We start from the raw sequence: 14,479 nt of genomic DNA, 5'->3' as shown, positions 1-14,479 counted from the left end.
GTCCCGGCTCCCGGCCGGTCAGCGAGGGTGGGTCTCGAGGGACTGCGGCTCGATGGCGTACGGGGATTTGGGCTGGATGAACGGAATGGGCTGGCTTCGATAAAAGGTGGCCCGATAGATCACGAAGGCGGCCAGGGATGTGCCGAGCGCAATCAGGATGAGGCGGCGGCCGGCCCGCCGGGTTTCGGTCGAGACCGTTGGCACCCGAAGCATGGCCGGGCGGTCGCCCCGGCCTGAAAGAAGATCTCCGGCACGGCGGAGCACCTGCTCGCGATCGAAGCGCCCGGGGCCGGTGATTTCGACATGGAAGAAGCGCGCCTCGCAGCCGTTGCGCGGACAAAACCCGAGCCTCAACCGCTCAAGTTTTGCAGGCAGGTCGCGATGGGATCCGGAATCGCCGACCACGGCGAGCTCCCCCAATTCCGCCCCGGTGACCGGAAGGCTGCAGCCGACACACACCGCCCGGATCCCGGAGGCGAACAGGGCGTGCAATTCCTGGCCGCCCAGGCCGGCCTCTCCCAGCGCCGTCGCGAGCGCCGCATGCACCTGAGGCAGCCCGCCCGTCGGGACCCGGAGCGGTGCGGTGGGTGTCGCGGGTGCGGCGGGTGCGGCCGGGCGATTGCCTTCGGTGGGTGCCGGCGTGGCGTCCGGACGCGGTTCAGGTTCAGCCATCGGGAGCGACTTGTACCGGGAGCCGGGTCACCTGTCAGGTCCCTTGTACCACATCCAGTCCGCCGTTTCCTCGTACGGATGCAGCGGGTCGGTGGTGAGGGCCCGGGTGAAGTTGTGCTGACGGGTGTGGCCGTCCACGAACAGCACAGGCGACACGAACCGTCCGGGCGCCGTGCGCGGGTTCACAAACTCCGCGGGACCCGCCGCCGCGAAATGCCACTGGTACCAGCGGGGTCCGGTGTCCAGGCAGCCATAGATGCGGGCTGGCGGCTCGTGCATCAGGATGAACCGCGACGGATCGGGCACCCAACCCTCGGACTGCCCGGCCAGCGTGGCGGGAAGCACCGGGGCGTTGTTCCATGCAAGAAATCCCCCGCCGGAGAGCACGAGCGGCGACCCGCCGTTGTACTGGTAGCTCATGCCCAGCACCTTGAAGTTGGACGGGCTGAAGTCCGGTCCGCACTCGGGACTGCACGGGAGGATTTTCTGGCCGCGGTCGTCCGGACACCGGAAGACGTCGGACGGCTTGATGTAGGGCCAGAGCGGACGCGACCGCGCGTTCGGGTAGCAGGTCGCGTTGATCGGCTCGCGCCCGCCAAGCGCCTGGAGCGTCCCGCGCGGGATCGGATCCATCGGCAGACCCGTGAGCGGATCCACCTGGACCACCGAGGCCGGCGGAAACCGCTGCCGATGGTCGTCGGCGTACATCTGGATCGCGAGACCGACCTGACGCAGGTTGTTGATGCACAAAATAATCTTCCCGCGTTGTTTGGCACCGGCCAGCGACGGCAGCATCATGCTCGCCAGGATCCCGATGATGGCGATGACCACCAGGAGTTCGATAAGGGTGAAGCCCGTGCGGACGGTGCCGATGGGGCGTGCGCGTCCGGGAGGCGGATCTTGGGTGCTCATCACGGGAAGAGCATGGAGCATTTGTTTACGTGCGTAAAGCGTATTCCATTTGCCGGGGTTGCGTTGACGGCCGCCCCCGCAATCCCAACCTTGGTGCGGTGACGTGCGGATTGGCGAGGTGGCCGGGGGTGTTCCTGATGCTGGCGGCGATGCTGGCGTGGGGAGGATGTGACCGTTGGGGGGCGGGGAATCGCAACGAGGCGCTGGAGGCGAACTATCTCGAGGGCGTGAACTACCAGCTGCAGAACAACACCAACCGAGCGATTCAGAGCTTTGAGCGCGCGCTGCACGTCAATCCGTCGAACTACCACGCACATCTGGCCATCGCCGGGCTGTTCTTCAAGACCGGGGACTTCACGAGCGCCGCGTACCATTACCGCCGGTGTGCGCGGCTTCGCGAGGAACGGGGCCAGCCTGCGGAAAGCGCCCTGCACCAGATGATCGAGTCCTGCGACTTCAACCTTGCGGTGGAATTCAGCGACCGGATCGGCCAGCGGCAGACCGACGCGACGATCGCGGACCTGCGGCGCCGGTTGGCGGAGAGGGACGATGCGATCGCCAAGCTGCGCGACGAGATCGGCCGTCTCAAGGACGCCGGCCAGCGGGCCGCGCCCCCCGCGCAGGCGACGGCCCCGCCTGCACTGGTCGCAGACCCGGCTCCGGCACCCTCGGTGCGGCAGCGCGCGGATCCGGAGCCGCCGCGAGGCCCGGTGGTTCGCGGACCGTCCGCCTCCGCCCCGTCGGCCCAAACGCCCGCCCCGTCGCGCGCGGTACGGAGTCTGCAGTCGCCCTCCCCGTCACCCTCCGTGCGGAGCCCGCAGACGCCTTCTCCGTCGTCCACCCCGTCGCCCGCTCCATCGTCCCGCCAGGCGGTCACGCCGCCGCGTCCTTCGGCGACCCGCCCGCCCGCCCGCCCCGCATCCCGCATGCGGGCCTACGTGGTGCGCAGCGGCGACACCCCTGCGGCCATCGCGCGCCGCGCCGGGATCAGCACCCAGGCATTCATGGCGGCCAATCCCGGGTTGAACCCGAACCGGATGCGCCCCGGCCAGGTCGTCAATGTGCCCAATCCGTGAACCCGGCCCCCGGCTGCGGGGTGATCCCGCCCTCGTGACATGATCCCGCGGATGCTGACCGTCGTGGTGGCCCTCTTCTGGGTGATCATGAACCTCCTGCTCTGGCGCTCGGAGTTCGGGCGCGGCCGTGAGGGGTTGTCCCAGGTGCCGCTGGACACCGTCATGGACCGGCTCCTGAGTGCGCCGGACGCCTCGGTGCTCCTGGTGCGGCATCGTGGGGAAACCCTGGGCGTGCTCCGCTGGGTGCCGAGCGTGCTGGAGGCCACCGACGCCCGGCCGCGGGGTGCGGCGGCGTTGGAGGGCATGGTGATCGCCGTCGGCTACAGCCTGGACCTGGACCTGAATCTCACCGGAAGCACCCCCTCGGACCGCTGGCGGGTGCTGTTGCATGCCGAACTCGACACGAATCGCACCTGGAAGGAGTTCTCCGTGCGACTCTTTCAGCGGCCGGCCACCTGGGAGATTTCGGCGAAGGCCGGTGACGATCGCATCCGGCTCCGGTTTGAGGAGGGCCGGAACTCCTGGGAGCAATGGTTTTCGCCCCGCGATGTCCGCCAGTTGGGCCCGCTGCTGGGACCGTATGCGGCGTTCGTTCCGGAGGTTGTCACGTCCGGACTGACCCGGATGCAGCCGGACCAGTGGCGTCAGGCGGTCCGGTGGGAGGCGCGGAACGACTGGCTTCAGGTGGGACGCAACCGGATGCGCGTGTTTCGCATCCGGGTGGTGGCGTTGGACCGCCATGAGATCGTGGTGGACCTCAGCCGGGCGGGTGAGGTGCTGCAGGTGCGGCTTCCGGATCAGTTGATGCTCGTCAACGAAGCGCTGCCATGGACCGGAGTCCGCCCGACTGGAGGGGCGCCGTGATCGAGTTCAAGGAACTGGTGAAGCACTTTGGGGACGTGCGCGCGGTGGACGGCGTCTCGTTGACCATTCCTCGCGGGGAATTCTTTTGCGTGCTCGGGCCGAATGCCGCCGGCAAGACGACCCTCATCAAGATGATCGTCGGCCTGATCCGACCGGATTCCGGGACGGTGCGGGTGGCTGGATTCGATGTGCAGTCGCAGCCCCTGGAGGCCCGGGCCCGGCTGAGCTACGTGCCCGACTTTCCGTTCCTGTACGACAAGCTCACGCCGTGGGAATTTCTCCGCTTCACCGGACGGCTCTTCCGCATGAGCGAGCCGGCGATCCGGGCGGCTTCGGAGGAATTGATCGTCCGGTTCCACTTGGGCGAATGGCTGGAGAAGCCCATCGAGGGCCTCAGCCACGGCACCCGCCAGCGGGTGGCCATCGCCAGCGCGCTGCTGCACGGTCCGGAGGTGTTCGTGATTGACGAGCCCATGGTGGGCCTCGACCCGCATCATGCGCGTGTGGTCAAGGATCTGCTGCGGGAACGGTCGCGGGCGGGCATGACGGTCTTCCTCAGCACCCACCAGATTCCGGTTGCCGAGGAACTCGCAGACCGCGTCGGCATCATCCACCGCGGCCGGTTGCTGGCGGTCGGGCCGCCGGCGGAAATCCGGATGCGCTCCGGAGCCGACGTGGCCCTCGAGGCGGCGTTCCTGGCGATCACCGAAGATGAACCGGAGAGCCTGCCGGCGGGTCCGCCCGCCTGACGCCTGACGCCTGACTCGCGACTCCTGCCGCCGCCCTCCTTGTGCCCATGACCGCCTCCGTGGACTCCCCCGGCGCCCTCCGGCTGATCGTCGGGGTGGCGTTGCGCTCGGCGTGGCGGCGTGTCCTGGCGCTCCGGGAGCAGTCGTGGCTGCTCCTGGGAATGGTCGGTGTGTTCCTCGCCGGCTATCTCGCACTGGCGTTCACCCTGTTCTATGCCGGCCTGCGGTTCCTCTCCCGCTTTCCCGGGCTTGGCGGGCTGCTGGTGGAGCGGTTGCTGTATCTGCTCTTCGCCTTCCTGTTCGCCCTGCTGCTGCTCTCCAACCTGGTCATCGGCTACACCAACCTCTTCCGAAACCGCGAGACGGCGTTCCTGCTCACCCTGCCGATCCCCTATCGCACGGTGCTCCAGTGGAAGCTGATCGAATCCACGCTGCTGGCCTCCTGGGCTTTCGTGTTCCTCATCGCCCCGCTGCTTGCCGCGTACGGGCTCGTCCAGCGGGTGGGCTGGATGTTCTACCCCGGCGTGCTGGTGATGATCGCGCTGTTCGTGATGCTGCCAGGCATCGCCGGATGCTGGCTGGCGGTTGCCGTGGCTCGGTTCCTCGACCGCCGGGGCTTCCAGGTGCTCCTGCTGGTGGGAATGACCGCCGTGGTGGGCCTGATGTTCTTCCGGCTGCGTCCGGAACCGATCACCGACGAGATGCTCGAGACCCGGGTGCTCGCGGTGATTGACCGGCTGCTCGACAACACGCGCTTTGCCCAGTTCCCGCTGCTCCCCAGCTACTGGTTGAGCGCCAGTGTCCAGAATTGGAGCGAGGGGACGGTGCGTACCGCGGTGTTCTTCGCCCTCGTGCTCCTGAGCCATGTGCTGTTCTTCGGCACCCTGGCGGCCCAATACCTCGGCCCCCCGTTCTACGAGGCGACCAGCACCGTACACAGCCGCGGCGGCCTGTTCTCCCGATGGCTGCCCCGGCCGCGCGCGGGGCCATCCCGACGGGCCCCCGCCTGGCCGCGTCCGGTGCTCGAGCGGTTGCTGGGCTGGCGCGGCGTGCTGCCGCCGGACGTGCAGGCGCTGGTGTCCAAGGACCTCCGGGTCTTCTGGCGGGACACCACCCAGTGGGGCCAGACCCTGGTTCTGTTCGGCCTGCTCGCGGTGTACATCATCAACCTGCGCCATTTCACCAGGCAGCTCGACTCCCCCTTCTGGATCTCCCTGGTGAGCTACCTCAACCTCGGTGCCTGCGCCCTCAACCTCGCCACCCTCACCACGCGATTTGTGTTTCCCCAGTTTTCGCTCGAGGGCAAGCGGGTCTGGGTCGTGGGACTCGCGCCGATCGGACTCGTCCGCGTCGTGCGCCTGAAGTTCTGGCTGGCCGGCGGCGCGACGCTGGTCGTCACCCTGGGGCTCACCCTGCTGTCCTGCTCGATGCTTGGCCTGGAGTGGCCCCAGTTGCTGTTCTTCGGGGTCACGGTCACGGTGATGACCTTCACCCTGAACGGCATCGCCGTGGGCCTGGGCGCTCTCTACCCCAACTTCCGCGAGACCAACCCGGGGAAGATCGTGAGCGGCTTCGGGGGCACGTTCTGCCTCGTGTTGAGCTTCCTCTACATCGTCGTTTCGGTGGTGTTGCTTGCGGTCGGAAGCCCGTGGGGATGGCGTCCGGATACCATGGAGGGCTTCGCCCCGGGCCGGGCGGCGGTGGCCTGGACGGCATTCCTGCTGTTGAGCGCCCTGGCGGGATGGTTGCCGCTCCGGCTCGGCCTCAGGCGGGTGGCGGCCACCGAATTGTGAGCGGATGCCGGGAACCCGGGGCGGGCGGGACCCCGGAGAACTCCCGGAAACACTGGCCAAGAGTCGGGTCTCATGCGTTCTTACCCCCATGAAGACGACGCGCCTCCTCCCGCCTTCCCTCGTCTCAATGGCCCTGCTGCTGCTCGCCACCCCTCCGGCAGATGCGCAGTCCGTCGGCCGCATCCGGCAGTCCCTCGACAAGGCCACCGGCGGCGCGACCCAGGCGCCGCCACGTCCCGCCCCCGCTCCGGCCGTCCCCTACCGCGTTGCAACCCCCGCGCCGGCGGCACCGGTTCCCCGGAGCGCCGCGGCCCAGGCGGCGGTGGACGAACGGGTGGTGGCGTTCCTGAAGCAACGGATCGAGGACGGCTCCGCCGATGCGGCCTTTGATCTGGCCAAGCGCATGGAGGAGGGGAACGGCGTCCCCGCAGATCCGGTGGAGGCCCGGCGGTTGTATTCCCTGGCCGCCGAGCGGGGCAACGAGGAGGCCGCGGCATGGCTTGCCGAGCATCCCGAACCGGAGTCGGACGGCGCCATCGCCGATCCTGCGGAGGCCACGGAGCAGGCTGAGGAGGATGCTCCGGACCCTGTGCCGAAGCCGGTGACGGTGCCGGCAGCGGCGGCGGTGCCGGCGGTCGCCAAACCCTGACCGGTCAGAGGTTCTGCGTCCGGTGCCCGAATCCCGCCCGCCCCGTTGACCGGCACGTCCTCCGCGTCCTTTCGCGGCCGATGATCCGAGGGTTCCGATCCGACCCCCAGGGAGTTTCGCGGTGGCGTGCGTCCATGGGCCGCACCTTCCGCGCCTACCGGTTCGTGGATTGGTCCACACAGGGGTTCCTGGTTGTGGTGGCGGCCGTGGTGGGATGGCTGCATCGGCAGGCGCCTCCCGGGGCAGGGTGGCTGGTCGCGGGTCACGGGGTGGTGATGCTGGCCATCCATGGGTTGGTGGCCCGGGAGGCCTCAGGGCGGGCCGGCCGTGGGCTTCGCTTCCTGCGGGAGATTTATCCAATCCTCCTGTACACCGCGTTCTTCCGGGAGACGGAACTGGTCAATCGCCTGCTGGGCTGGCCACGGCTCGACCCGGTGTTGCTCCGATGGGAGGACCGCGTGTTCGGGGGGCAGCCGAGCGTGCGCCTCATGGACGCATTTCCCTCCGTTTGGGTGAGCGAACTGATGTATGCCTCGTACGCGAGCTACTACCTCATGATCGCCGGGCTGGCGCTCCTGTTCCTCGTCCGGAACCCGCCGGTTTTTCGTCAGTTCATCGCCGTGGTCTCGTTCGTCTTCTACGCCTGCTACCTCCTGTACATGGTGGTGCCGGTGATCGGTCCCCGGTTGCTTTTCCGGCCGACCCCGGAACGTGACTGGTACGCCTGGCGCCATCCGGACCTGCCGCTGCCCGCGTATCCCGAGACGGTCATCCATGGGCCCTTCTTCCAGCTGATGGCCTTCATTTACCGGAATTTTGAGGCCCTCAGTGCCGCCTTCCCCAGCAGCCATGTCGCCATCGCCGTGACCACGCTCTGGTTCACCTGGCGTCATCTGCGGCCCTGGCGCTGGGTCCACGGGACGCTGGTGATCCTGCTCTGCGTCTCGACGGTGTATTGCCGCTACCATTATGCGCTGGATGTTCCGGCAGGGCTTCTCGCCGCCGCGGTGCTGATCCCCGTGGGGAGCGGTTTGTTCCATCGGTGGGATCGTCCTGCAGCACGGGATCAGCCCGATTTGCCACAGCCGGAATCAGCAATAAAATCAATCGCCGCCGGATCTGGTTTCGAATGAACTTGGGTCCGGTCCTGGTCATGGCAGCCGCTCCGAGGGTTGCCGGGCCGCTTCCGGGGCCCACCGGACTGCCGACGGCGCCCTCCTTGAAGCTTATCCATGGAAATCACACTGCAACCGGTCACGGCGGCTGGCGGGGACCGTCACGAGGCGGGGGTGGGCCGTCTTGCGGGAGCGGTGACGCAGTTGGCGCTCGCGTGTGGCATCGAGGTGGATCCCGGGGAAATCCGTTCCGTCGCCCGACAGGTGTTGCCGCGTCCCGGGGAAGTCCCCTGCGATGACGAGGATGAGCCGTTTCTCTGCCTGTTGCGGGTGGTGGAGGCGTGCGGGATGCGGGGAACACCGGTGCGGATGCCGCTCCGGGAGGTGGTGCACCATGCCCGGGACGACCGTCCCATGGCCATCGTCCAGATCCGCGATGGGGTTCCGAGGTACCTGACCCTCCAGCGCCGCGGCTGGTCCAAGGTGCGGGTGGGCGGCCTGGAGGACGATCCGGTGGTTGCGCGCGTGCGCGTGCTGGCGCGGGAACTTGGCGGAGGGACGGACACGCTGTTCACCTGCCTGGCCGTCGAGCGCGACCTGCCGGCCCAGCCGCTGTCGGCATCCCCGTCTCCGTCCTCCGGCGGCCCCCCGGGCGGTGCCGCCGGCGCGGGCGGGGGCGGCCATGGGCACGGATCCGGCGGCCACGGTCCCGCCGGCCACCCGTCCCCGTTTCCCCGCATCCTCGCCCTGTCGCGGCTCGAGTGGCGCGATCTTTGGAGTCTGGTGGGCTATGCGGTGGTGACCGGGATGCTGTATCTCACCGTGCCGCTGGCGGCGGATGCCCTGGTGAGCAACATCAGTTTCGGCGGACAGCAGCGGGTGTACGTCCAGGCGCTGGTGGTCCTGACCATCGTTCTCGCCGTGTTTCTCGCGTTGCACGCCTTCGTGCGGGCCCTCGCGTTCACCCTGATTGAGCGCCTCCAGCGCCGGATCTTCGTCCGCTTCACCGCTGATTTCGCCATGCGGCTGCCCCGGGTCCGGCAGTCCGAATTTGACCGGCATCACGGTCCGGAACTGACGAACCGCTTCTTTGACATCATGACCCTGCAGAAGGCCGCCGCCCAACTGCTGCTCGATGGACTGGACGTGGCGCTGACCTTCCTCGTCGGATCCATCCTGCTGGCGTTCTACTCCTGGTCGCTGTTCTGGTTTGACGCGGGGCTGCTGGTCCTGGTCATCGCCGTGATCTGGGGGCTGGGCCGCCGGGGCGTGTGGACGAGCATCGAGGAGTCCCGCATCAAGTATGCGACCGCGGGCTGGCTGCAGCAGGTCGCCATGTTCTCGACCGTGTTCAAGGCCCCGGGGGGGACCCAGCTGGCCTGCGACCGCACCGATGAGCTGGCCCGATTGTACCTTCAGGCACGGCAGGCCCATTTTCGGGTGCTGTTCCGTCAGGTGATCGGTCTGCTCGGACTGGAGGTCACCGCGGCCGTGGTGTTGCTGGGCTGGGGTGGGTTGCTGGTGCTCAACGGGCAGCTGTCCCTGGGTCAGCTGGTCGCCAGCCAGTTGATCCTCACGGCGACCCTCCGGGCCGTTTCCAAGTTCTGGAAGCAGTTGGAGACGGCCTATGACTGCCTGACCGCCGTGGACAAGGTCGGGCACCTGGTGGACCTGAAGGTGGAATCCAATGCCGGAACCTCGGCCCCTCCACGCTCTCCACGGGGCGCCGAGCTGGTGGTCCGCGACCTGCATTTCGAGTACCTCCCGCACCGCCCGGTGCTGCGGGGAGTCCATCTGCACCTCACCCCGGGCGCCCGGGTCGCCATCGTGGCCCCGTCGTCCAGTGGCAGCACCACGCTCATTGACCTGATCTATGGCCTCCGGGAACCCGCCTCGGGGCATCTGGACCTCGATGGACTCGATCTGCGGCACTGGAACCGCAGGGAGTTGCGGCGCCAGGTGGCCCGGGTGCATGGGGACGACGAGATCTTCGATGGCACGCTCTACGAGAACATCCGGCTTGGGAACGATGAGGTCGGTCTGGCGGAGGTTCGCGAGGCGCTGGAGGCCGTGGATCTGCTCCGGAAGGTTCAGCGCCTGCCCCAGGGAATTCACGAGCCGATTTCCCTCCTGGGCCACTCGATGTCCGGTACCGAGCGACGCCAGGTGCTGCTGGCCCGCGCCATCGTGGCGCGCCCCAGGTTGCTGATGCTCGACACCACCCTCGACGGGTTCGAACTGGAGGAAATTGACTTGATCCTGGACTACCTGTGCGACCCGCGGCGTCCGTGGACCCTGCTGGTCGTGACCCGCGATCCGGATGTCATCCGCCGGTTCGACAACCGCATCACCTTGGAGCCGCCTGCGGGAAATGAGGGGAAAACTCCGCGTGGATCCCATGACCACTAAACTCCAACCCGAAGCCGTCGCGGTCCGGGCGCCGGAAGCGGTCCGGGACCGCATCCACTCGGCGCTTCCGTTGCACGAGTCGGTCGAGCGCGTGCCGGCAATGCTGCTGGTGGACCCGACGCGCAATCTGGACTGGATCCACCGGACCCTTCCGCTGGCCATTGTGACGGCGCTTGTGCTGGTGGCGTTCATGCCGTGGCAGCAGTCGGTCACGGGGACCGGGAAAGTGATCGCCTACGATCCGCTGGAGCGACGCATCAATGTCGAGGCGCGGGTGCCGGGGGTGGTGCGCAAGTCGCACATCGTGGAAGGCCAGCGGGTGAAGGCCGGGGACGTCCTGATCGAGCTGGAGGACAACGATCCCAACCTGGTGGCCAACCTGGAGCGGCAGCTGGCGGACGCCGAGCGCCGGCGGCGTTCCCTGGCCAGCCGCACGAACGAATTGTCCGCGCAGATCCTTCAACAGGAGGCTTCGCTTCAAGCCGCGGTGGCGGCAGCCAACGAGCGGATCAACGCGGCTGCCATCGCCGCCGAGACGGCCGAGCTGAGGTTCCAGCGGATCCGGGAGCTGTTTCGCGACAAGCGGGGCCTGGCATCGGAGCAGGACTACGAGCTGGCCGTGCTGTCTCAAAAGAGCACCGCGGCCGACCTGGCGGCAGCACGGGCCAACCTGACGCTGCAGGAGGCCTCCATCGGCGGCACGATCGCCAACACCAAATCGCTCCGCGACAGCGCCGAGGCGGAGCTGGCGGCCGCCGACCTGCAGGTTGGACAGTTGCAGATCCAGCTCGCCCAGGCGCGGCGACAGGTGGTCGAGGCGCCGCGCGACGGCATCGTGCTCGCGCTTCAGGCCACTCCGGGCACCTACCTGCGTCCCGGGTCGCCCATTTGTGTCATCATCCCCGAAACGGAAAGCCGGATGATCGAAATCTGGCTGGATGGAAATGACATGCCCCTGGCCCACGCCCGGGACGTGCTTCCCGACGGTACGGTGATGCCCGGAAGCGACGTCCGCGTGCAGTTTGAGGGCTGGCCGGCCGTGGCGGTGCTTGGGCCGTTCCGGGCCCCGCGCGGCACCTTCGGCGGTGAAGTGGTCTTTGTGGACCCGACGGACGACGGCAAGGGCAAGTTCCGCGTCGTGGTCGCCCCGAATCCCGACAAGGTGGTGGTGGACGGCGTCGAGCAACTGGAGTCGTGGCCGGACGGCCGTGTGCTTCGACAGGGGGTCCGGGCGCAGGGGTGGGTGCTCGCGGCCCGCGTGCCGTTCTGGTATGAAGTCTGGCGGCGTCTGAACGGCTTTCCCGCCAGTCCGGCGCAGGAGAGTCCGAACGCGGGCACCCTGCGACTGCGGTGAGATCGTTCCCCGTCATGGTTGCCGCCGCCGATTCCAAATTCCCGTGCGTCCCTTGCGTCCCGTCCGTCCCGCAGCGACGGGCGGGTGCGGCCCGCGGGCCCCGGGGTGTGCTGGCGCTGCTGGGGTTGCTGGTGGGCTTGCTTCAGGCCGGGGTGGCGCCGGTGGAGCCCCTGCAGGCGGTGGGTCCCTGTCCGTTGCACCTCGAGCATGTGCTGGCCTCGGTCACGAACCAGTATCCGCCGCTGCTCGGGGCGCTCATTGAGCGGGACATTGCGGCCGGGCGGCTGAAGAGCGCCAGCGGGCCCTTTGACTTCAACGCGTTCGCGAAGCTCTTCGGGACGCCAATCGGCTACTATGAAACAGGGACGGGCGACGTGGGGTTCGAGCAGTTCACCGGCATCTGGGGCAGCACGATCTTCGGGGGCTATCGCTACACCTGGGGCGACCGGCTGCCCGATTACTACTACACCCGCACCGAGGGCGCGGGCGAAATGCGCCTGGGCCTGGAGGTGCCGCTGTTGCGCGACGGATCCATTGACCGGCGGCGCGCGGCCGTACTGAAGGCCCGCCTGGACCAGAAACTGGCCGACCCGCTGATCGCCCGCCAGCAGCTCGATTTCGTCCGGGCGGGTTCCGTCGCCTACTTCAACTGGGTGGCCAACGGCCAGCGCTACCTGATCGCCTCGAACCTGCTTTCCGTCGCCCGCGCCCGCGCCTTCGCCCTTACCAACCAGTTCGACGCCGGCCTCATCCCCCGCATCGTGCTGACCGACAACGAGCGCCTGATCGTCGCCCGCGAGCTGACCCTGCTGCAGTCCCGGCGCCGGTTTGAGGCGGCGGCCCTGACCCTGTCCCTGTTTTACCGGGATCCCAACGACAGCCCGATCGTGGCACCGCTCGACTGCCTGCCCCCCGGGTTTCCCGAGATGCCGGAATTGTCGGCCACCCAGGTGGGGCCGGCCGTCGCCGCCGCCTTCCAGGTCCGCCCCGAACTGCGACGCTTCCAGCTCAACCGTGAAAAACTGGAGGTGGACCGCCGCCTGGCCCGCAATCAGCTCCAGCCCAACCTCAACGCCGGAGTGAGCGTGATCCAGAACTTTGGGGAGGAGCTCTACAAGGACCTCAGCGTGCCCCAGTTGCGCGCCGGGCTTGAATTCCGGGTGCCGCTCCAACGCAGTGAGGCGCGCGGAAGGATCGTCGAGGTGGACGGATTGCTGGAGCAGTTGTCCAACGAGGAGCGGTTCGCCCGGGACCGGATCCAGACCGAGATCCAGGACGCCTTCTCCGCGTATCTGGCCGCCCATGACCAGACCCGCCAGACCCGGCTGAATGTGGACCTTGCGCAGGAATTGCTGGCGGCCGAGGAGGACCGTTTCCGCCTGGGAGCGACCGATCTTCTGGCCCTCCAGTTGCGTGAGCAGGCGGCCATGGACGCCAGGAATCTGGATGTGGATGCCTCCGCCGAGGTGTTTCGGGCCCTGGCGGACTACCGGGCGGCGACGGCGCAGGATCTCACGGCTCCCTGACCCGGAGGTGCTTCTTCGGGAAGCGAACGTCCGCCGGGCCACGTTCCACCCTGTCAGCGCGGACGCTGGGTGCCGTTGGTCCAGTTCTTGTGCCAGGTCAGGTCCCAGAGGCGCTCATTGAGCGAAGGGGCTGCGTGGCCGTCGGCAAACACCAGATTGATGGATCCGGGCAGGCGCGCGCCGCGGGGCAGGGTGCGCGGCACGCCCGACGGCCCGGAACCGTGCCGGGCGAGCACGAGGCGCGACATCCCGGCATTCAGGCCGGAGTCCCCTTCCAGCAGGTTGGGGGCGGGACGGTCCTGCTCCTGCGGCCAGGCATCCACCCACATCGCGTCGCAGAAGACGGGAGTCGTGGAGGGCGACACGATGTCGGCCTCCGCTCGGAAGGCGTTCCGCACCCTCGGAAAGAGCCCCGCGCCGTCCGGCCAGTCCCCCGAATACATCCACCCGTTGAGCGCGTAGCTGCCCGTCCACCGGGGCTCGCGCGTCCCCGGGCGGAGCTCGCTGCCCCAGACCCACGCGGTGGTCGCGGAACCGGTCGGCCGTCTGGGATTGAACGGGGCGGTCGGGCAGATGCGGACGGCATCCACAGAGGAATACAATCCGACGAGCGCCCGCATCCAGAGGTCGCCGCTGAGCGTGTACGGCAGGACCCTTCCGGAGTCGTTGACGTACATGAAATTCGCGAGCCCGATCTGCTTCAGGTTGCTCACGCACTTCATCGCGGCGGCCTTGGTTTTTGCCCGGGCGAGAGCCGGCAGCAGCATGCCGGCGAGGATCGCGATGATCGCAATGACCACCAGGAGTTCGATGAGTGTGAAGCCGCGACGCGCGGGGCGGGGGACCGTGGGGGAGCGCATGCCTCCCTTGGGTTAGTTCCCCGGTCGGGAGACGACAAGGCCGGAGTGGGTGCCTCTCAGAGTTTCGGTGGGGTGAGGCTCCCGCCGAACCGTACGTGTCGCCGCGAGCCGGGCCTTTGGCGACCCCACACGCGGACGGCTCCGCGGAGCGTCCCCACCGGGTTGGGGAACTGATGTGCGGTCTGATGGGGTGCCGAGCCACCAATGACCTGTCCCCCTACGTTGAGGTTCCGGGGGGCGATCGGTGACCCGTGGGGACCGCATATGCGGACGGCTCGCGAGGACTCCCCACCGGGTTGGGAACTGATGTGCGGTCTGATGGGCTGCCGAGCCACCAATGAGCTGTCCCCCTACGTTCATGATGGGGTGAGGCCGTTACCCGGTGGGGTGAGGCTCCCGCCGAACCGTACGGGTGACCTGGTGCCTGACCCGTGGGGACTTCATACGCGGACGGCTCGCGAGGACTCCCGTATTGCCCCGCCAAGTCTGGGTCGTGGCTG

At 68.2% G+C, this 14,479-nt stretch carries 12 protein-coding genes; 9 read left to right on the top strand and 3 right to left on the bottom strand.

What is annotated here, in order from left to right; all coding sequences use genetic code 11:
- Positions 1–18: 18 nt before the first annotated feature.
- Together KF791_11125 and KF791_11120 are read right to left on the bottom strand one after the other, a co-directional pair.
- Positions 19–672: a hypothetical protein gene (locus KF791_11125; protein ID MBX3733132.1), complete on the bottom strand. Its 654-nt coding sequence runs from the start codon at positions 670–672 to the stop codon at positions 19–21.
- A gap of 27 nt (positions 673–699) precedes the next feature.
- Positions 700–1,605, bottom strand: a complete 906-nt coding sequence (locus KF791_11120; protein MBX3733131.1) for a prepilin-type N-terminal cleavage/methylation domain-containing protein — start codon at positions 1,603–1,605, stop codon at positions 700–702.
- Between the two features lie 77 nt (positions 1,606–1,682).
- Between KF791_11120 and KF791_11115 the strand changes: the two genes are divergently transcribed.
- The 9 genes from KF791_11115 to KF791_11075 all read left to right on the top strand — a co-directional run bounded on the left by KF791_11115 (position 1,683) and on the right by KF791_11075 (position 13,119).
- Positions 1,683–2,660, top strand: coding sequence for a LysM peptidoglycan-binding domain-containing protein (locus KF791_11115; protein ID MBX3733130.1), 978 nt, complete (start codon positions 1,683–1,685; stop codon positions 2,658–2,660).
- A gap of 39 nt (positions 2,661–2,699) precedes the next feature.
- Complete coding sequence (locus tag KF791_11110) at positions 2,700–3,524, top strand: hypothetical protein (GenBank protein ID MBX3733129.1); 825 nt, start codon at positions 2,700–2,702, stop codon at positions 3,522–3,524.
- A complete protein-coding gene (locus tag KF791_11105; GenBank protein MBX3733128.1) occupies positions 3,521–4,273 on the top strand; it encodes an ABC transporter ATP-binding protein in 753 nt (250 codons plus the stop codon). Before KF791_11110 ends, KF791_11105 begins: the two co-directional genes overlap by 4 nt.
- A 47-nt stretch (positions 4,274–4,320) precedes the next feature.
- Positions 4,321–6,066 (top strand): hypothetical protein, encoded by a 1,746-nt coding sequence (locus tag KF791_11100; protein MBX3733127.1) that lies wholly within the window; start codon positions 4,321–4,323, stop codon positions 6,064–6,066.
- 88 nt (positions 6,067–6,154) lie between these two features.
- On the top strand, positions 6,155–6,715 hold the full coding sequence (locus tag KF791_11095; protein MBX3733126.1) for an SEL1-like repeat protein: 561 nt from the start codon (positions 6,155–6,157) through the stop codon (positions 6,713–6,715).
- Between the two features lie 134 nt (positions 6,716–6,849).
- Positions 6,850–7,848 carry a phosphatase PAP2 family protein gene (locus tag KF791_11090; GenBank protein ID MBX3733125.1) on the top strand — a complete coding sequence of 333 codons (999 nt, stop codon included), beginning with the start codon at positions 6,850–6,852 and terminating at the stop codon, positions 7,846–7,848.
- 99 nt (positions 7,849–7,947) lie between these two features.
- Positions 7,948–10,239 carry an ATP-binding cassette domain-containing protein gene (locus tag KF791_11085; GenBank protein MBX3733124.1) on the top strand — a complete coding sequence of 764 codons (2,292 nt, stop codon included), beginning with the start codon at positions 7,948–7,950 and terminating at the stop codon, positions 10,237–10,239.
- A complete protein-coding gene (locus tag KF791_11080) occupies positions 10,229–11,593 on the top strand; it encodes an HlyD family efflux transporter periplasmic adaptor subunit (protein MBX3733123.1) in 1,365 nt (454 codons plus the stop codon). The genes KF791_11085 and KF791_11080 overlap by 11 nt, the downstream gene beginning before the upstream one ends.
- Before the next feature lie 107 nt (positions 11,594–11,700).
- A complete protein-coding gene (locus KF791_11075) occupies positions 11,701–13,119 on the top strand; it encodes a TolC family protein (protein ID MBX3733122.1) in 1,419 nt (472 codons plus the stop codon).
- A 53-nt stretch (positions 13,120–13,172) separates the two neighbouring features.
- Here the strand turns inward: KF791_11075 and KF791_11070 are convergent, their stop codons facing one another.
- Positions 13,173–13,979, bottom strand: a complete 807-nt coding sequence (locus KF791_11070; protein MBX3733121.1) for a prepilin-type N-terminal cleavage/methylation domain-containing protein — start codon at positions 13,977–13,979, stop codon at positions 13,173–13,175.
- Positions 13,980–14,479: the final 500 nt, after the last annotated feature.

The organism is Verrucomicrobiia bacterium (assembly GCA_019634635.1).
In the GTDB taxonomy this organism is placed as follows: Bacteria; Verrucomicrobiota; Verrucomicrobiia; order Limisphaerales; family UBA9464; genus UBA9464.
The sequence above is the reverse complement of the archived record's forward strand: the minus strand, read 5'-3'. Positions and strand labels throughout refer to the sequence as shown.